Below are 19102 nucleotides of genomic sequence, written 5' to 3' on the forward strand. Positions count from 1 at the left end.
GTGCTCCTGGGGGGTCAGAGGTGACGTTGCGCTTCGGCGACGATCGCCGCCGGCGTGATGCCGAAGAGTTCATACAGGCGCTCGGCGGGGCCCGAGGCGCCGAAGCCGCGCATGCCGACGAAGCCGCCGCGCGGGCCGATCCAGGCGTCCCAGCCGAAGCGCAGCGCCGCCTCGACGCCGACGCGCACGCAGCCCTTGCCCAGCACCTGCTGCCGGTAGGCCGCGTCCTGGGCGTCGAACAGCTCCCAGCACGGCATCGACACCACGGCGGTCGGAACGCCTTCGGCCTGCAGCAGGCGGCGCGCCTCGACCGCGAGCGCGACCTCGGAGCCGGTGGCGAGCAACGTCACCGCACGGGCGCCGCCTTCGGCTTCGGCCAGCACATAGGCGCCGCGGCGCGACAGGTTGTCGTCGGTGTGCGTCGTGCGCACGGTGGGCAGCGCCTGGCGGGCGAAGATCAGGCTCGCCGGGGTGCGCCGCTGCTCGAGCGCGACCTCCCAGCATTCGGCCGCCTCGACCGCGTCGGCTGGGCGCATCACCAGCATGTTGGGCATCGCCCGCAGCGAGGCAAGAATTTCCACCGGCTGGTGGGTGGGGCCGTTCTTGCCGACGCCGATCGAGTCGTGGCTGAAGACGAACCTCACCGGCAGGCCCATCAGCGCCGCCATGCGCATCGCCGGCCGCTCGTAGTCGGAGAAGGCGAGATAGGTGACGGCGAGCGGGATGGCGCCGCCGTGTGCGGCGATGCCGTTGGCCATCGCGCCCATCAGGTGTTCTCGCACGCCGCAATGCACGTAGGCGCCCTTGCGGTCCTCGGCGGTGAAGGCGGCCAGGCTGCGCTTGTGCGAGGTCGGCGCCTCGAGGTCGGCGCAGCCGACGATGCGTTCGGGCAGCACGCCCACCAGCAGGTCATTGATCTCGGCCGAGGCGAAGATGCCGGGCTTGGGCTCGGCGTCGGCGGCGGCCTTGCGGCGGTAGTCGCCCAGCACCTCGCGCCAGCCCACGGGCAGCTCGCCCGCCTGCACGCGCTCGAACTCGGCCCGCTCTGCAGCCGGCAGCGCGGCCAGGCGCGCCTGCCAGGCGCTGTAGTCGGCATCGCTGCGGCGGCCGGCAGCGCGCCAGGCACCCAGGATGTCGTCCGGGATCTCGAAGGGCGGATGCGTCCAGCCCAGCAGCTCGCGCGTGGCCTGCGCGTCCTCCGGGTAGAGCCGGGCGCTGTGGCCGGCGCGCTGGCCCTGCACGCGCGGGATGCCGCGGCCGATTACGGTGCGGCAGGCGATCAGCGAGGGCCGCGCGTCCTTCTTCGCCAGCGTGATCGCCGCCGACACCGCGTCGATGTCGTGGCCATCGACTTCGATCACGTGCCAGTCGGCGACGCGGAAGCGCGCGGCCACGTCCTCGCTGATCGACAACGCGGTGCTGCCGTCGTCGGTGATGCGGTTGTCGTCCCAGAACAGGACCAGCTTGCCGAGGCGCAGGTGGCCGGCGAGCGAGATCATCTCCTGGCCGACACCCTCCTGCAGGCAGCCGTCGCCGACAAATGCATAGGTGTGGTGGTCGACCAGGTCGGCGCCGAAGCGCGCATTGAGGTAGGCCTCGGCCACCGCCATGCCGAAGGCGTTGGCGATGCCCTGGCCGAGCGGGCCGGTGGTGACCTCGATGCCGCAGGCCGGGTCGAACTCGGGGTGACCCGCGCAGTGCGAGCCGAGTTCGCGGAAGGACTTGACCTGATCGAGACTGATCTTGTCGTAGCCGGTCAGGTGCAGCAGCGAGTACAGCAGCATCGAGCCGTGGCCGTTCGAAAGCACGAAGCGGTCGCGATCGGGCCAGGTGGAGTTGGCCGGATTGAACTTGAGGTGGCGGGTGAACAGCGCGGTGGCGATCTCCGCCATGCCGAGCGGCACACCCTGGTGGCCTTCGGCGGCATGGACGATGGTATCGAGCGACAGGAAGCGGATGGCGTTGGCGAGTTGTCGGGGTTCGACGGAATGCATGGCAAGGGTTCTCCCTTGCCTCCCCGGCGAGGGGGAGGCAATGATGAGGTGGGAACGAAAGGAGCGGCGGCGGGGGGCGGGCGCCGGATCAGTACAAGGTGAAGGCCGGCACGAAGGAGATCAGGAGCAGCACCGTGATGGCCACCAGGTAGAAGGGCCACAGCTCACGCACCACCGCGCCAACCTTCTCGCGCGAGATCGCGGAGGCGATGAACAGCGTGGTGCCCACGGGCGGGGTGAAGAGACCGATGCTCAGATTCACCGCCATCATGATGCCGAGCTGGACCAGATCAAGCCCGATCGCGTTGCCGATGGCGACGAAGGTCGGCCCCAGCAGCAGGATGGCGGCAGGCAGATCGAGGAACATGCCCACGGTGACCATGATCAGGTTGAGCATCAGGATCACCATCCACGGCGACTTCAAGGTCTCTGCCGTCCATTCGGCGACCGAGGTCGGCACCGCTTCGACCGTCAACACGAAGCCCACCAGGTTGGACGCCGCGATCACCAGCATCACCACGCCAGTCGTGACGGCGGTATGCACCAGCGCGTCGTAGAGCCGCTTGAAGCTCAGGTCGCGATACACCAGGGCACTCACCACCAGGCCGTAGAACACCGCCAGCACGCTCACCTCGGTGGGCGTGGCGATGCCAGCCCGCAGCAGGATGACGATGAAGGCCGGCATCGCCAGCGCCGGCGCGGCCGACACCGTGGCACGCAGCACGCCCTTCCAGGTCACGCCCTCGGCCAAGCGCTTGAAGCCGCGCAGGCGCCCGGAGAAGTAGCACACCAGCATGAATCCGCCGCACAGCATCAGCCCGGGCAGGATGCCGGCGAGAAAGAGCGCGGCGATCGACTGGTTGGACACGGCCGCGTACAGGATGAGCGGGATCGAGGGCGGGATGAGGCCAGCGATGACCGAGGACGACGCCGTGGCCGCCGCAGCGAAGGCCGGGGGATAGCCTTCGCGCTTCTGCCACGGGATCAGCATCGAGCCGAGCGCCGAGGCTTCCGCCACCGCCGAGCCCGACACGCCACCGAACACGGTCGAGCCGACCACCGTGACCTGGCCGAGACCGCCGTGGAAGCGGCCCACGAGCGTGGTGGCGAAGTGGATCAGGCGCTTGCCCAGCGTCCCGCCCATCATCAGGTTGCCCGACAGCATGAAGAAGGGGATGGCCAGCAGCGGGAAGCTCTGCGTGGGCTGGAAGATCTTCACCACCGCCGCCACGCTCGGCATGCCGCCGGCAGTCACCGCAGCCAGGCCGGAGCTGATCACCAGCGCGTAGCCAACCGGCAGGGCCAGCACCAGCAGCGCGCTGAATACAAGAAGCATCACGACAGTCATACGTCCTCCTCGATGTGGTGGGCGCGGACGGAGAACGGGTCGTTCGCGATCAAGAGCCGGACCAGGGTGCTCAGCGCGGTAATGCCGAGGCCGACGAAACCGGCGATCATCGCCAGGTAGGCCCAGCGGGCCGAGATGCCGGTCACCGGATACACCTCGCTGCCGGTGATCTCGATGACATCGAGGCCGACCCAGGCGAGATAGAAGAAGGCCGCGGCGGCAAGCACCTGATGGCCGACCATCAGCATGCGGTTGGCACCGCGCCCGAGCCAGCCGTGGATGGCGGTGACGGCAATGTGCTGGCCGCGCTGGGCAGCGAGCACGATGCCCCCCATCACCAGCCACGGAAAGAGGATGTTGGGCATCTCGGTCGGCCAGCCCATGCCCTGGTTGGTGAGGTAGCGGACGATCACTTCAGCCATCAGGGAAACGAACATGACGACCAGAGCACCAATCGCAACCGCCACGCTGGCGGCCACGATCGCACCGTCCACCCACCTCACCACCCGGACCGGGGCGCTGGTCGGCGCCGCTGTATGGGGAGTGGTGTGGGTGACCATCATTACTTGCCCGCTTCCGAGACGATCAACTTGACCAGATCGGGGTACTGCGCAGCCCACTTGTCATAGACCGGCTTGGTCTTGGCGACGAAGGGAGCCTGATCGACTTCATTGAGCTGGACGCCGGCGGCGGCCAGCTTCTGGCGCAGGTCGGCATCGGCCGCCAGCGACAGCTCGCGGTTGAGCCTGCCGGCCTCGACCGCGGCGTCCTTGACCGCCTGCTGGTCGGCCTTGGACAGTCCGGCCCAGATCATCTTGCTGGCCAGCACCGGCGTGGTCTCGTACTTGTGGCCGGTCAGCGAGATGTACTTCTGCACCTCGTGCAGCTTGGACGCGTAGATGTTCATCAGCGGGTTCTCCTGGCCGTCGAACACGCCTTGCTGCAGCGCGATGTACAGCTCGGAGAAGACCAGCGGGCCGGGGTTGGCGCCGAGTGCCCTGAAGATGTCGAGCGTCATCGTGTCGGGCGGAGTACGCAGCTTGATGCCTTGCAGGTCTTCCGGGGCGACGATCGGGCGCTTGTTGTTGCTGGTGTGGCGGATACCGTTGTCCCACAGCGCGAGCAGCACCAGACCCTTGCCGTTGGCCGCCTCGTCGAGCTTGGCGCCGACCGGGCCATCGACCACCTTGTAGGCGTGGTTGAGGTCACGGAACAGGAAGGGCAGACCGATCAGGTTGAACTCGGGCACGACGCCGGCGGTGGCGCCCTGCGAGTTGGCACTGAAGGCCAGCGTACCCAGGCGCATGTTGGTGATGGACTCGACATCGTCACCGAACTGCGCGCTGCCGCCCACCTCGACCTTCACCCGGCCCGCCGTCTTCTGCTCGACCAGCTCGGCAAACTTGAGCGCCGCTTCGGAGCGCGGGTTGCCCGGCGCCGCCCCATGCGACATGCGCAATACCTGCTGCGCCCAGCTGGTGGATGCGGTCATGGCCAGGGTGGCGACGAGTGCGATCAGCGTCTTCTTCATCATGATGGTCTCCTTCTCTTGCCTTGGTTTGGGCCCGTCCGTCACTGCGGTCGCGGGCCTTACTTCGATGCGGAACACGACCCGGCACCTGCCGGGCCGGGGTGGATCAGCCGTGGATCAGCCGTGGATCAGCATGCCGCCGTTCACGTCCAGGGTGATGCCGGTGCAGTACTTGGACAGGTCGCTCGCCAGGAACACCACGCAGCCGGCGACGTCGTTGGGTTCGCCGATGCAGCCCAGCGGAATGGAATCGAGGATGGCCGCGCGCTTGTCCTCGGGAATCTTGCCCTTGTTGATGTCGGTGGCGATCAGGCCCGGGGTGATGCAGTTGACGCGGATGTTGTCGGCGCCGAACTCGCGCGCCATGGCCTTGGCCAGACCGAGCACGCCCGCCTTGGCCGCCGAGTAGTGCGGGCCGCCGAGGATGCCGCCGCCGCGCTGCGCCGACACCGACGAGATGCACACGATCGAACCGCTCTTCTGTGCCTGCATGGTCGGGATGACCGCCTGCGACATGTACAGCGTGCCACGCAGGCTGACGTCGAGCACCGCGTCGTAGTCGGCACCCGTGATGTCCACCGTCTTGCGCGGCTGGGTGATGCCGGCGTTGTTCACCAGCACGTCGATGCGGCCGAGCTGCTTCACGATCTCGGCGGCGGCGGCTTCGCACGCCGCCTTGTCGGTGACGTTGGCGACCAGGCCGATGTGCTGCGGACCGAGTTCGGCAGCCGCGGCCGCCGGGTTGGCCTGCTCGAGGTCGAGCAGCGCAACGCGGGCGCCTTGCGCCGCCAGCATGCGGGCGGTGGCGAAGCCCAGGCCGTTGAGACCGGCGCCACCGGTGATGACGGCGACCTTGCCTTCGAGGAGGAGGGAGTTCGACATGAATGGAGTCCTTTTCAATTGGGCGCCGCGTGGGGCGCCGAGTGTCGGTGGAAAGCGGGGTTGGGGAAAGACGGGTTATCCGAGCCAGCCCTTGAGGGTGGCGGCGATGGCTTCGGCAGAGATGCCGTAGCGGTCGTGCAGGGTGGGCAAGGCGCCGGCGTCGAGGAAGGCGTCCGGCAGCGCGACCTGGCGGAATTGCGGCGTCACGCCGGCGGTCAGCAGCGCGGTCGCGACCGCCTCGCCGAGGCCGCCCACCGAGGTGTGGTTCTCTGCCACCACCACCAGGCGACCGGAGCGACCCGCTTCACGCAGGATGGTCGCGGTGTCGAGCGGCTTGATCGTCGGCACGTGCAGCACGCCGACGTCGACCTTGTCCGCTTCCAGCGCCTTGGCCACTTCAAGTGCCCGCATGGTGAGGATGCCGGAGGAGATCACCAGCACATCCTTGCCATCGCGCAGCAGCTTGGCCTTGCCGAGCTCGAACGTGTAGTCGTACTCGTCGAGCACCAGCGGCACGTTGCCGCGCAGCAGGCGCATGTACACCGGGCCGTTGTGGGCGGCGATCTGCGGCACCGCCTGCTCGATGTCGAGCGCGTCGCAGGGGTCGATGATGGTCATGCCGGGGATGCCGCGCATCAGCGCGATGTCCTCGGTGGCCTGGTGGCTGGGGCCGTAGCCGGTGGTCAAGCCGGGCAGCGCGCAGCACATCTTGACGTTGAGGTTCTCCTCGGCGATCACCTGATGCACGAAGTCGAAGGCGCGCCGGGTGCCGAACACCGCGTAGGTGGTGGCGAAGGGCACGAAGCCTTCCTTGGCCATGCCGCCGGCTGCGGCCATCAGCAGCTGTTCGGCCATGCCCATCTGGAAGAAGCGCTCGGGGTAGGCCTGGGCGAACAGGTGGAGGTCGGTGTATTTGGCGAGGTCGGCGGTGAGGCCGACGATCTCGGGGCGCTTGGCGGCGAGCTCGACCAGGGCCTTGCCGAAGGGCGCGGCCTTGACGCGCTGACCTTCGGAGGCGATCGAGGCAATCATCGCCGAGGTGGTCAGGCGAGGCTTCTTGGCGGTGGCGGTGCTCATCGGGCGGCTCCCTGGGCTTGGTCGAGGATGTCGAGGGCTTGCTGCCACTCGGGCGGATCGACGCGGATGAAGTGGTTCTTCTCGCGCGTCTCGAGGAAGGGCACGCCCTTGCCCATCAGGGTGTCGCACAGGATCACGCGCGGCTTGGCGTCGGTCAGGTTGCGCGCGGCATCGAATGCAGCGATGACGGCGGCGAGGTCGTTGCCATCGACGCGCTGCACATGCCAGCCGAAGGAGGCCCACTTGTCGGCCAGCGGCTCGAAACCCATCACCTTGCTCGAGGGGCCGTCGGCCTGCTGGTTGTTGATGTCGACGATGCAGATCAGGTTGCCCAAGCCATGGTGCGCAGCACCCATCGCCGCCTCCCAGGTCGAGCCCTCGTCGAGTTCGCCGTCGGACATCGAGTTGTATACGAAGGCCGGGTTGCCCTTCAGGCGCAGGCCGAGCGCGATGCCGACCGCGATCGGCAGGCCCTGGCCGAGCGAGCCGCCCGACATCTCCATGCCCGGCGTGTAGGTCGCCATGCCCGACATCGGCAGGCGGCTGTCGTCGCTGCCGTAGGTCTCGAGCTCGTCCTCGGGGATGATCTTCGCCTCGATCAGCGCGGCGTAGAAGGCGATGGCGTAGTGGCCGTGGGACAGCAGGAAGCGGTCGCGGCCTTCCCACTCCGGGTCCTCGGGGCGGAAGTTCATCGCATGGCAGTAGGCCGTCGCCAGCACGTCGGCGTAGCCCAGGGCCTGGCCGACATAGCCCTGCCCTTGCACCTCGCCCATCCGCAGCGCGAAGCGGCGAATGCGGTAGGCGCTTTCTGCAACCCGGGCGTGGGCCGGTGAAAGACTTGTTTGCACGCAGTTCTCCTTGACTTGAACCCGGCAACGCGGGTGCGCCGGGCGGGATCGTTTCGTTCGACCGGAGAACCCCTTCCCCGGCCCTGCCGGCACACCGTGAAAGGCGTCCAGCGAGTGAGGGAAAGCTTATTCGCTTGATTTATGGGCCTCAAACGATTATTTATGACCTCATAGATGAATTGAACTCATGTGAATGCTGCAATGCACAATCGGATCTCCCTCAAGGCCATCCAGGCGTTCGAGGCCGCAGCGCGGCTGTCCTCCTTCGCGCTTGCAGCAGAGGAACTCTTCGTCACCCCCTCGGCGGTCAGCCACCAGGTCAAGCAGCTTGAAGCGCAATTCGGCGTCCAGCTCTTTCACCGCGTGCACCGGGCGGTGGTCCTGACGGACGCCGGGCGGCGCTATGCCGAAGAGGTGTCGGCGGCCTTTTCGCGCATCGAGCTGGCGACGCGCGAACTGGGGCGGACGGAGAAGATCGACATCCTGACGGTGCATTCGACGCCGAGTTTCGCCACCCAGTGGCTGATGCCGCGGCTGGCACGCTTCAGCTCGCTGAACCCGGACGTGGACGTGCGCCTCAATGCCTCGACCGACGCCGTCGACCTCGTCTCCGGCGCGGTCGACATCGACATCCGCTACGGCCTGCGCCGCCTGCAGCCGGCTGGCACCATGGTGCTGAGCTTCCCGGCCGAGACCATCGTGCCGCTGTGCGCCCCGACGCTACTCGATGGCGAACACCCCATCCGCAGCCCGGAGGACCTCGCCCACCACACGTTGATCCACAGCGAGGTCTGCCTGGTGAGCTGGCGCGACTGGATGCGCCAGCACCGCAAGGTCAGGCTCGACATCTCACGCGGCCTGCGCTTCGACCGCTCGTTCATGGCCATCAGCGCCGCCGTCGACGGCCTGGGTGTCTGCCTGGAGAGCCTGCTGCTTGTGCAGCGCGAACTGGAAACCGGCCGCCTCGTCGCGCCTTTCGGCCTGAGTGGCCCGAAGGTCCAGGGCTACACCTTCAACCTGCTCAAGTCCCGCGCCGAACTGCCCAAGATCCGCAGCTTCCAGCAATGGTTGTTCGACGAACTGGAGGGAAGACGGGTCGGCTAGACACCTGCGAAGTCAGCGAAAATGGCACCCGCCCCCGTCCTGAGGTTCCCGCTCGAGCGCCGAACGTACAAACACCCTCTTCAAGGAGACCGACATGAGCGCCTACGCGATCGGACACATCACGGTAAAGGACGAAGGGCTGTGGGCCGAATACCGCAGCAAGGTTCCGGACACCCTCGCCCCCTGGGGCGGCGAGCTGGTGTTCAGGGGGCGCCGGCTCGCGACGCTGGCGGGAGAAGACCCGCACGCCGACGTCGTGGTGCTGCGCTTCGCCGACACCGCCGCACTGCAGGGCTGGTTCGCGTCGGCGGCCTACCAGGCGCTGATTCCACTGCGCGAGCGGGCCGCCGAAGTCGTGCTCACCGCCTACGAGGCCTGACGCTTGCTCAGATCGTCTTCTGCTTCCTGAACAAGGGCACGAGCCGCATGTCGGCCTTCATCACATGGTCCACCAGCCAGTGGCGCAGGAAGTTGATCAGCTCCTGGCTCTGGTCGCGCAGCCCATCGGCGCCGACCGCGGGATCATCGAGCAAGGCCCGGATGCGCTCGACCAGGCCGTCGAGCTCGCGCAGCAGCTGGCGATGTTCCTGCTTGTGCTGGTCGAGGTGGATGTAGCCCCAGGCGATCTGGATGCGCTCCTCACGCTCGAAGTGCCCTGCCGCGTAGCGCCTGAGTTCCTCGAGCGCCATCTCGATGTGCGGCCGGTTTTCGGGAAAGCGCAGCACAAGCTCGACCGTGTTGATCAGCAGGATGAGATAGCGATGGTCGGCGTCGATCTCGTCGTGGCCGATGCTCATCTGCGGGCGCCAGAAGATGGGCATATTGCGCTTACCTTTCGATTGCATGGACGCACCGGTGACGGACGATCCGTGACCACGATGCGCGAGCCTGAACTACAGCAAGGATGATGACAGCCTCGCCTCCGACCTGAAAGCGGCGCAACGCCCCAGGCGCCGTCGATGGGTGGCCATGGCGTCGCCCAGGGACGCCTGTCGCGAAGCGCCTTCAGCCAAGCTGCGCCGTCACCCAGCGCACGATGTCCTGCGCGCCCATGGCGCCGCTCTGGCGCGCAAGCTCACGCCCGCCGCGAAACAGCACCATGGTCGGGATGCTGCGAATCCCGAAGCGCGCCGCCACACCCGGCTCGGCCTCGGTGTTCACCTTGGCCAGGCGCAGGCGCGGCTCGAGCATGCCTGCGGCCTGCTCGAACTGCGGCGCCATCATCTTGCAGGGCCCGCACCAGGGCGCCCAGAAGTCCACCAGCACGGGCAGGTCATTGCGCTCGACATGGCGTGCGAAGCTGTCGGCCGTGAGCGCCGCCGGCGCGCCGGCGAACAGCGCCTGATGGCAGCGACCGCAACTGGGCGCCTCGCCCAGCCGATTGCCAGGCACGCGGTTGATGCCGTGGCAGTGGGGGCAAACGATGTGCAGTGATTCGTTCATGACGTGTTCCTGAAAGTGGGTCTCGACATCGGGTCGCAAGCGCGGATCGGCTTGCCAAGCCAGGCCGCCGCAGCCAGGGACCGCATGCCCACCGACCCGCTACGACACATGAGGCCCGGGCTCGAGAAATCAAGTGCATCGACGCACGGCACGTGCTGACCGGTGCCAGGCCGCAGCGGGTTCCGACAACGATCGGGCTGCTTGCGCCAGCCACGCGCCCTCAGGCGCGGCGGAACACCAGGCTGAAGTTGTTCGCCGGCATGTCGACCACTTCTTCCAGCCGAAAACCGCGCCGCTGCGCTTCGGCTTGCACCGCTTCCAGGTCGCGCACGGCAAAGCGCGGATCGACGCTGCGCAGCCATTCGTCGAAATCGGCATTGCTCGGTGCGGTGTGGGCGCCAGCGCGGCGGTAAGGGCCATAGCAATAAACCACCCCGCCCGCAGGCAAGACCGCCGCCGCACCGGCAAACAGGGCGGGCGTACTCTCCCACGGCGAGTAATGCAGCACGTTGATCGCCACGATCGCGTCGGCCGCGGCGACCGGCCAGGGGCTGGCCGCAAGATCGAAGCACAGCGGGGGCAGCACGTTGGGCAGCGCGCTGTACGCCACCCAGTCCGTGATCGAAGGCATCGCCGCGGGGTCGGCATCGCTCGGCTGCCAGCGCAGCGCCGGCAGGTGGCGGGCGAAATGCACCGCGTGCTCGCCAGTGCCGCTACCGAGCTCGAGCACCAGGCCTGCGGCCGGCAGCACGCGCTGCAGCACGGCGAGAATGGGATCGCGGTTGCGCGCGGCGGAGGGTGAGAACTGGCGGCGGTCGGGGCTCGGCATGGGGTCAAACACCCTCCCCACCAAGGCTCTCCAGTCGTGCTCGTGAGCGAACGATGGCCTCATGCAGCTTGGCCTGCAGCACTTCCCTCGGTGGCAGCACGGTGAGGTACTCGGCGACGTGGATGCCGCTGGCGTCGAGCTCCAGCAGTTCGATCTGTTCGCGCTTCTTGCCGGTGCACAGGATGATGCCCAGCGGCGGAGCTTCACCCGGCTCGCGCTCATGCTTGGCCAACCAGCGCAGGTAGAGCTCCATCTGGCCCTTGTACTCGGCCTTGAACTCGCCGAGCTTGAGCTCAATGGCCAGCAGGCGCTTCAGACGCCGGTTGTAGAACAGCAGGTCGATATAGAAGTCGTCGTGGTCAATCTGGATGCGCTTCTGACGGGCGACGAAGCTAAAGCCCGCGCCCAGTTCAAGCAGGAATGACTCCAGCTCGCGCAGGATGGCGTCCTCAAGGTCCTTTTCGAGGTAACGGTCCTGCAGACCGAGGAAGTCCAGCACATAGGGGTCCTTGAGCAGCAGGGCCGGCGTGAGCTCGCCCCTCTGGCGCAGGGCGGCCAGTTCCTGCTCGAGCAATGCATCGGGTTGTCTGGAGAGCGTCGTGCGTTCAAATAACTGGGAATCGAGCCGTTCTTGGAGACAGCGGGTACTCCAGCCTTCCTGTTGGCACATCTGCAGGTAGAAGTCGCGCTTGAGCGGGTCGTCGATGTAGATCAATGTGCGGAAATGGGTCCAGGTCAATTGTCTCCGCGCCGCGGAGACAATCACCGCATCGGGGAACACTTCGGCAAAGCGCAGCATGTGGCGCAGGTTCTTCTCGGTAAAGCCGCGCCCGAAGTCAGTCGCCAATTGTTTCGCCAGTGCCGAGACAATCTGCTCACCATAGGCGGCGCGCTCGCCCTTGAGCACCTCGCGCTGGATCCGATGGCCAATGTGCCAGTAAAGCTGGGCGAGCGCACTATTGACGGTGCGGGCGAGCTGGCGGCGGCTCTCCTCGATGAGCTTCCGGATATCGCAGAGGAGTTCCTCCTGCCCCGAGCCTGCGGCAGGCGCAACGCCGGCCTTGCGGATTCCGCTCATTCCTCTCCAGCCTCTGTCGTAAATTCGTACATCATCAATCCGCCCTTCGCAAAGCAAAGCAGCTTGGCCTCGATGGTGGAGCACAGGCGTTCACACGCCTACGCGCCGGCGGAAGCGCTCGCGCCCCATGCACGAATTGTATGCAAGACCCAAGCATCGCGTGGGCGCCCTTCCGAGGGCAAGCAAGCCAACACGATCAAACCACGCACCGGCCACAGATACTCAGCCATACGCGTCAACGCTGGGATAATGACGCACCCCTTTTCAAGCCACACTCCACCATGACCACCCCCACCAAACCCCTCTCCGGCCTCAAGGTCGTCGAACTCGGCACCCTTATCGCCGGCCCCTTCGCCGCCCGCATCCTCGCCGAGTTTGGCGCCGAGGTGATCAAGATCGAGTCGCCCGACGGCGGCGATCCGCTGCGCAAGTGGCGCAAGCTCTACGAAGGCACCTCGCTGTGGTGGTACCTGCAGTCGCGCAACAAGAAGTCGGTGACGGTCAACCTCAAGCACGCCGACGGCGTCGCGGTGGTGCGCAGGCTGGTGGCCGAGGCCGACATCGTGGTGGAGAACTTCCGCCCCGGCGTGCTCGACAAGCTGGGCCTGGGCTGGGACGCGCTATCGGCGATCAACCCCGGCCTGGTCATGGTGCGCCTGTCGGGCTTCGGCCAGAGCGGACCGATGGCGCAGCAGCCGGGCTTTGGCGCGATCGGCGAGTCGATGGGCGGGCTGCGCTACGTCACCGGCTTTCCCGACCGCCCGCCGGTCAAGACCGGGATCTCGATCGGCGACTCGATCGCCGCGCTGTGGGGCGCGCTCGGCGCGCTGATGGCGCTGCGCCACAAGGAGGTCAACGGCGGCGCGGGCCAGGTGGTGGACGTGGCGCTGTACGAGGCGGTGTTCGCGATGATGGAATCGCTGGTGCCCGAGTTCGACGTCTTCGGCTTCGTGCGCGAGCGCACCGGCAACATCATGCCCGGCATCACGCCGTCCAACACCCACACCACCCGCGACGGCCGCCACATCACCATCGGCGCCAACGGCGACGCGATCTTCCGCCGCCTGATGAAGACGATGGGCCACGACGACCTCGCCGCCGACCCCACGCTGGCCGACAACGCCGGCCGCGATGCCCGCCGCGACGAACTCTACGCGCTGATCGACGCCTGGGTGGCGCAGCACGACGAGGCCGAGGTGCTGGCCGCGCTCGCCGCGGCCGAGGTGCCGGCCTCGCGCATCTACTCGGTGGCCGACATGTTCGCCGACCCGCAATTCCTCGCGCGCGAGATGCTGCACACGGTGAAGCTGCCCGACGGCCGCGACTGTCGCATGCCGGGGGTGGTGCCGAAGCTGTCGGCGACGCCGGGCGGCAGCGAGTGGATCGGGCCGGCGCTGGGGGCACACACCGACGCGGTCCTGCAGGCGTTGGGTTACGGCGCGGCGGAGATCGCCCGGCTGCGTGCCACGGGCGCGGTCTGATCCCGGCCTGCTGGCCGCACGCGCACCCCAACGCCCATGCGCAGCCAATGCACGGGCAGCACCGACAGGATCAGCCTCCGAGTTCCGCCGAGTAGAAGCGGTGGCAGCCGCGGCCGCCCTGCTTGACCGCGTAGAGCGCCAGATCCGCCCGCCGCTGAAGGGTCTGGGCATCGCTACCGTCTTGCGGTGCGAGCACCACGCCGATCGAGGCCGAGATCTGCGCTTCGCCCTGCGGGAACACGAAGGGGCGCGCGAGGGCGCCGGCGATGCGGCCGGCGACCTCCTCGGCCTCGCCGGCGCCGCCGACCTCGTTGAGGATCACGGCAAACTCGTCACCACCAAAGCGCGCCACCGTGTCCGACTCGCGCACGCAGTCATTCAGCCGGGTGCCGGCCTCGACCAGCAGCGCATCGCCGGCAAGATGGCCGAAGCGATCATTGACCGCCTTGAAGTAGTCCAGATCGACGAACAACAGCGCGAACTGCTGTCCGCGCCGATGGGCGCCGGCCAGCGCCAGGGCCAGGCGGTCGTCGAACAGCGCACGGTTGGGGAGGCCGGTGAGCGGGTCGTGATCGGCGCGGTAGCGGATCTCCTCCTCGGCCTTCTTGCGCTGCGTGATGTCGGTCAGCGTGGCGACATAGCCCTGCGGCGCGGCGGCGTCGCCGATGCGCGCGACGGACATCCACTGCACGTAGAGGTCGCCGCTCTTGCGCCGGTTCCAGATCTCGCCCTGCCAGGCGCCGTCGCGCGCGAGCTGGGCGAGCATGTCGTCGAAGAAGGCCGCGTCGTGCCTGCCCGAAGCCATCAGGGCCGGGCTGCGGCCGATCACCTCGTCGGCCGCGTAGCCGGTGATGTCGCAGAAGGCCGGATTGACCTGGGTGATGCGGGCGTGCTCGTCCGTCACCATGATGCCCTCCGCCGCGCCCTCGAAGATCGCCCGGTAGCGCGCCTCGCTGTCGGCGAGCTGGCGCGCGCTGCGCCGATGCTGCTCGACCTCGCCGGCCAGTTGCTGGTTGGCCTCGGCCAGCTCCTGGGTGCGACGCGCGATCAGCCGCTCCTGCGCGGCATTGAGGTCGCGCACCGCCCGCAGGTGGCGGCGCTGGACGAGCAGCAGGCCATGGATCAGCCCGGCCGTGAGCACGAAAGCCGCCAGGTGCAGCACACCCGCCCGCCAGCGTTGCGAATCGCGCATCTCGACCAGCGCCTGTGCCGGCATGTTCACCGAGATGCCGCCGCGGATGTCCCCCACCTTGTAGCCCTGTACGGCATGGCACTGCAGGCAGGCGGACACCACGACCAGGGGCGCCATGTAGCGGTGCACCGGGGTGCCAGCCTGATCGACCAGCGCCAGCACCTCCGGCTCCCCGCGGTCGAAACGCGCGAGAGCCGAAGCCTCCCAGGGGTCCGGACCGTTTTCCGCACGAATCGGATCGAGGCTGGTGATGTGGAGCTGGATGCCCTCGCTGCGTTCGGCGATCTCGGCGATCTGGCGCGTCATGTAGGCCGGGTTGACCATGGTCAGCGCGCGGCCGTCGGTGGTGGTGATGTCGCGCTGCGGATGCATCAGATAGGGGTTGGGCTTCGCGTCCTCGGTGACGGGCACGTACACCCCGCCATGGCGCGCATTCCACGCGCGGGTCGTCTCGATCAGCGAGAACAGCGCCGCGCCACGCTCGCGCGCGACCGCGGCGATGCTGCGATCGATCCAGTGCCACTCGAGCAGCATCAGGGTGCCGAACAGCAGCCCACACGATGCATACACGATCGCCACCGTGCGGACGAAACTGACGTCCAGCGGCGTACGGGGCGGGGGCATGGCAGGCCGATCGGGGTTCATAAGCGCATTTTAATGCGTCGCCCGTGGCGACGCCGCTGCATCCATCACGCCAAGGCGGCTGGCGCCCCTTCGTCGGCGCCTTGGCCGGTTTGCTCGTCGGCGCCGTCCTCGGCCTCCTCGCCCAGGAAGCCGCCGCTTTGATGGGCCCACAAACGCGCGTACAGCCCGCCGTGCGCGAGCAGGCTGCGATGGTCGCCCTCCTCGACGATGCGCCCCCTGTCCATCACCACCAGGCGATCCATGGCGGCGATCGTCGACAGCCGGTGCGCGATCGCGACCACGGTCTTGCCCTCCATGAGCCGGTACAGGCTGGCCTGGATGGCGGCCTCGACCTCGGAGTCGAGCGCGCTGGTGGCTTCGTCGAGCAGCAGGATGGGGGCGTCCTTGAGCATCACGCGCGCAATCGCGATGCGTTGGCGCTGGCCGCCGGACAGCTTCACGCCGCGCTCGCCGACGTGGGCGTCGTAGCCGCGCCGGCCCTTGGGGTCGGTCAGGCCGAGGATGAAGTCGTGCGCCTCGGCGCGCTTGGCCGCGGCGATCATGTCTTCGTCGCTGGCGTCGGGACGGCCGTAGAGGATGTTGTCGCGCACCGAGCGGTGCAGCAGCGAGGTGTCCTGCGTGACCATGCCGATCTGCGCGCGCAGGCTGTTCTGGGTGACGCCGGCGATGTCCTGGCCGTCGATCAGGATGCGGCCCTGCTCGAGGTCGTAGAAGCGCAGCAGCAGGTTGACGAGGGTGGATTTGCCCGCGCCCGAGCGCCCGACCACGCCGATCTTCTCGCCCGGGCGGATGCGCAGCGAAAAGTCGTCGATCACCCGCTTCGCCTCGGGGCCGCGCGCGCCGTAGGCGAACACCAGGTGCTCGAAGCGGATCTCGCCACGCTCGACCACCAGCGGCTTCGCATCCGCGCGGTCGACCACCGCATGCGGACGCGACAGCGTGTTGATGCCGTCCTGCACCGTGCCCACGTTCTCGAACAACTGGGCCGCCTCCCACATCACCCAGTGCGACATGCCGTTCAGGCGCAGCGCCATCGCCGTCGCCGCCGCCACCGCCCCGACGCCGACCTCGCCCTGCGTCCACAGCCACAAGGCGACGCCGCTGGTCGACAGGATCATCAGCATCGCCAGGCTGTGATTGACGATCTCGATGCCGCTCACCAGGCGCATCTGCGCATGCACCGTGTGCATGAACTCCTTCATCGCGCCGCGCGCGTAGCCCGCCTCGCGCCCGGCATGGGAGAAGAGCTTGACGGTGGCGATGTTGGTGTAGGCGTCGGTGATGCGCCCGGTCATCAGCGAGCGCGCGTCGGCCTGCGCGCGCGCCACCTTCGCCAGGCGCGGCACGAACCAGCGCAGGGTGCATAGATAGAGGATGAGCCAGCCGAGGAAGGGCAGCAGCATCCAGAGGTCGAAGCTCGCCACCACCACCGTCAGGGTGACGAAGTAGATCACGACGAAGACCAGGATGTCGGTCATGATCAGGCAGGTGTCGCGCACGGCCAGCGCGGTCTGCATGACCTTGGCCGACACCCGCCCGGCGAACTCGTCCTGATAGAAGCTCATGCTCTGGCCGAGCATCAGGCGGTGAAAGTTCCAGCGCAGTCGCATCGGGAGGTTGCCGGCCAGGCTCTGGTGCTTGAGCATGGTCTGCAGCGCCACCAGCGCGATGCTGCCGACGATGATCGCCGCCAGCAGCAGCAGCTTGCCGCCCTCGTCCGCCCACAGCCGCGCCGGCTCGACCGCGGCCAGCCAGTCCACCACCTGGCCGAGCATCGCGAACAGCAGGGCCTCGAAGGCGCCGATGGTCGCGGTCAGCAGCGTCATGCCGAGGATGAAGGGGCGCAGGCCCTCGGTGCCGGCCCACAGGAAGGCGAAGAAGCCCTTCGGCGCGGGCGCGGGCGGCGCTTCCGGGTAGGCATCGACGCGGTTTTCAAACCAGCGGAACAACACGACGGGCATCTCCTGATGGGCTGCGGGGTGTGACAGGCAAGTGCGCCGGACGTGCCCGCAATGCAAGCGCCCCGCGCGAGGGCGGGGCGGCTTGACGGGCTGAAGCGGCGACGCTCAGGCCGGCGCGGACGTGCGGATCAGGTGATCGAAAGCCGACAGCGCCGCCTTCGAGCCTTCGCCCATGGCGATGATGATCTGCTTGTACGGCACGGTGGTGCAGTCGCCCGCCGCGAACACGCCGGGCAGCGAGGTCTGCGCCCTGGCATCGACGATGACCTCGCCGAAGCGGGTCAGCTCGAGCGTGCCCTTGAGGAAGTCGGTGTTGGGCAGCAGGCCGATCTGCACGAAGATGCCCTCGAGTTCGAGGCGATGCACCTCATCGCTCTTGCGGTCCTTGTACACCAGGCCGTTGACCTTGTCGGTGCCGGTCACTTCGGTGGTCTGTGCGCTCTTGATCACGGTGACGTTGGGCAGGCTGTAGAGCTTGCGCTGCAGCACGGCGTCGGCACGCAGGTCGTCGGCGAACTCCAGCAGCGTGACATGGGCGACGATGCCGGCCAGATCGATCGCGGCCTCGACGCCGGAGTTGCCGCCGCCGATCACCGCCACGCGCTTGCCCTTGAACAGCGGGCCGTCGCAGTGCGGGCAGTAGGCCACGCCCTTGCCGCGGAATTCCTGCTCGCCCGGCACGTTCATCTCGCGCCAGCGCGCGCCGGTGGCCACGATCACGGTCTTGGCCTTGAGCGCGGCACCGTTCTCGAGCTGCACCTCGGCGAGCACGCTGCCGTCCTCGCTGCCGGGCACGAGCTTGGCCGCGCGCTGCAGGTTCATGACGTCGACCTCGTACTGCTTGACGTGCTCCTCGAGCGCCATCACCAGCTTCGGGCCTTCGGTCTCCTTCACCGAGATGAAGTTCTCGATCGCCATCGTGTCCATCACCTGGCCGCCGAAGCGCTCGGCGACGATGCCGGTGCGGATGCCCTTGCGCGCGGCGTAGATCGCCGCCGCGGCGCCCGCCGGGCCGCCCCCGACGATGAGCACGTCGAACGGCTCCTTGGCCGACAGCTTGCTGGCGTCACGCGCGGCGGCGCCGGTGTCGACCTTGGCGAGGATCTCGCCGAGCTCCATGCGGCCCTGGCCGAACTCCTGGCCGTTCAGGTAGACCGTCGGCACGGCCATGATCTGGCGCGCCTCGACCTCCTTCTGGAACAGTGCGCCATCGATCATGGTGTGGCGGATGTTGGGGTTGAGGATCGCCATCAGGTTGAGCGCCTGCACCACGTCCGGGCAGTTGTGGCAGGACAGCGAGATGTAGGTCTCGAAGTTGAACTCGCCTTCGAGGCTCTTGATCTGCTCGATCACGTCGGCCTCGACCTTCGGCGGATAGCCCGCGGACTGCAGCAGGGCGAGGATCAGCGAGGTGAATTCGTGGCCCATCGGCAGGCCGGCGAAGCGTACGCGGCCTTCACCGCCCCTGGGGCCGACCGAGAACGAGGGCTTGCGCGAATCGCTGCCGTTCTCGGTGAGGGTAATCAGCGCGGACTGCTCGGCGACGTCGTGCAGAAGCTCGCGCATTTCCTGCGACTTGGGACCATCGTCCAGCGACGCCACGATCTCGATCGGCTGCGTCACCCGCTCCAGGTAGGCCTTCAGTTGCGTCTTGATATTGGCGTCCAGCATGATGGTTTCTCCCTTGAT

Annotated in this window: 17 protein-coding genes; 3 read left to right on the forward strand and 14 right to left on the reverse strand. The window is 67.8% G+C overall.

The window, feature by feature from the left end; translation table 11 throughout:
* Positions 1–14: 14 nt before the first annotated feature.
* From tkt to ACMV5O_RS01885, 7 genes are all read right to left on the reverse strand, one after another.
* Positions 15–1994, reverse strand: coding sequence for a transketolase (tkt, locus tag ACMV5O_RS01855; RefSeq protein ID WP_416161863.1), 1980 nt, complete (start codon positions 1992–1994; stop codon positions 15–17).
* Positions 1995–2082: 88 nt separating this feature from the next.
* Entirely contained in the window at positions 2083–3342 is a 1260-nt protein-coding gene (locus tag ACMV5O_RS01860; protein WP_416161864.1) for a TRAP transporter large permease, read from the reverse strand.
* A complete protein-coding gene (locus ACMV5O_RS01865) occupies positions 3339–3836 on the reverse strand; it encodes a TRAP transporter small permease (protein ID WP_416161865.1) in 498 nt (165 codons plus the stop codon). Before ACMV5O_RS01865 ends, ACMV5O_RS01860 begins: the two co-directional genes overlap by 4 nt.
* A 68-nt stretch (positions 3837–3904) precedes the next feature.
* Positions 3905–4876, reverse strand: coding sequence for a TRAP transporter substrate-binding protein (locus ACMV5O_RS01870; protein WP_416161866.1), 972 nt, complete (start codon positions 4874–4876; stop codon positions 3905–3907).
* Positions 4877–4990: 114 nt separating this feature from the next.
* Positions 4991–5755 (reverse strand): SDR family NAD(P)-dependent oxidoreductase, encoded by a 765-nt coding sequence (locus ACMV5O_RS01875; RefSeq protein ID WP_416161867.1) that lies wholly within the window; start codon positions 5753–5755, stop codon positions 4991–4993.
* A 75-nt stretch (positions 5756–5830) separates the two neighbouring features.
* A complete protein-coding gene (locus ACMV5O_RS01880) occupies positions 5831–6832 on the reverse strand; it encodes a transketolase family protein (protein ID WP_416161868.1) in 1002 nt (333 codons plus the stop codon).
* Positions 6829–7680 carry a transketolase gene (locus tag ACMV5O_RS01885; RefSeq protein WP_416161869.1) on the reverse strand — a complete coding sequence of 284 codons (852 nt, stop codon included), beginning with the start codon at positions 7678–7680 and terminating at the stop codon, positions 6829–6831. Before ACMV5O_RS01885 ends, ACMV5O_RS01880 begins: the two co-directional genes overlap by 4 nt.
* 201 nt (positions 7681–7881) lie before the next feature.
* Between ACMV5O_RS01885 and gcvA the strand changes: the two genes are divergently transcribed.
* Positions 7882–8784, forward strand: coding sequence for a transcriptional regulator GcvA (gene gcvA, locus ACMV5O_RS01890; RefSeq protein ID WP_416161870.1), 903 nt, complete (start codon positions 7882–7884; stop codon positions 8782–8784).
* A 94-nt stretch (positions 8785–8878) separates the two neighbouring features.
* Positions 8879–9163 carry a DUF1330 domain-containing protein gene (locus ACMV5O_RS01895; protein WP_416161871.1) on the forward strand — a complete coding sequence of 95 codons (285 nt, stop codon included), beginning with the start codon at positions 8879–8881 and terminating at the stop codon, positions 9161–9163.
* Between the two features lie 7 nt (positions 9164–9170).
* Here ACMV5O_RS01895 and ACMV5O_RS01900 read toward each other — a convergent pair whose 3' ends face one another.
* The 4 genes from ACMV5O_RS01900 to ACMV5O_RS01915 all read right to left on the reverse strand — a co-directional run bounded on the left by ACMV5O_RS01900 (position 9171) and on the right by ACMV5O_RS01915 (position 12134).
* Positions 9171–9605, reverse strand: a complete 435-nt coding sequence (locus tag ACMV5O_RS01900) for a bacteriohemerythrin (protein WP_416161872.1) — start codon at positions 9603–9605, stop codon at positions 9171–9173.
* Between the two features lie 184 nt (positions 9606–9789).
* Positions 9790–10227 carry a thioredoxin TrxC gene (trxC, locus tag ACMV5O_RS01905; RefSeq protein WP_416161873.1) on the reverse strand — a complete coding sequence of 146 codons (438 nt, stop codon included), beginning with the start codon at positions 10225–10227 and terminating at the stop codon, positions 9790–9792.
* Between the two features lie 220 nt (positions 10228–10447).
* On the reverse strand, positions 10448–11056 hold the full coding sequence (locus ACMV5O_RS01910) for a DUF938 domain-containing protein (protein WP_416161874.1): 609 nt from the start codon (positions 11054–11056) through the stop codon (positions 10448–10450).
* Between the two features lie 4 nt (positions 11057–11060).
* Positions 11061–12134, reverse strand: coding sequence for a PDDEXK nuclease domain-containing protein (locus ACMV5O_RS01915; RefSeq protein WP_416161875.1), 1074 nt, complete (start codon positions 12132–12134; stop codon positions 11061–11063).
* 281 nt (positions 12135–12415) lie between these two features.
* Here ACMV5O_RS01915 and ACMV5O_RS01920 point away from each other — a divergent pair, with 281 nt between their 5' ends.
* Positions 12416–13615: a CaiB/BaiF CoA transferase family protein gene (locus tag ACMV5O_RS01920; protein ID WP_416161876.1), complete on the forward strand. Its 1200-nt coding sequence runs from the start codon at positions 12416–12418 to the stop codon at positions 13613–13615.
* A 70-nt stretch (positions 13616–13685) separates the two neighbouring features.
* Here ACMV5O_RS01920 and ACMV5O_RS01925 read toward each other — a convergent pair whose 3' ends face one another.
* From ACMV5O_RS01925 to ahpF, 3 genes are all read right to left on the reverse strand, one after another.
* Positions 13686–15431, reverse strand: coding sequence for a diguanylate cyclase domain-containing protein (locus tag ACMV5O_RS01925; RefSeq protein WP_416161877.1), 1746 nt, complete (start codon positions 15429–15431; stop codon positions 13686–13688).
* Positions 15432–15496: 65 nt separating this feature from the next.
* On the reverse strand, positions 15497–17404 hold the full coding sequence (locus ACMV5O_RS01930; RefSeq protein WP_416161878.1) for an ABC transporter ATP-binding protein: 1908 nt from the start codon (positions 17402–17404) through the stop codon (positions 15497–15499).
* A gap of 114 nt (positions 17405–17518) precedes the next feature.
* Complete coding sequence (ahpF, locus tag ACMV5O_RS01935; protein WP_416161879.1) at positions 17519–19084, reverse strand: alkyl hydroperoxide reductase subunit F; 1566 nt, start codon at positions 19082–19084, stop codon at positions 17519–17521.
* Between the last annotated feature and the right edge of the window lie 18 nt (positions 19085–19102).

This window comes from Thauera sp. WH-1 (assembly GCF_047806685.1).
GTDB lineage: Bacteria > Pseudomonadota > Gammaproteobacteria > Burkholderiales > Rhodocyclaceae > Thauera.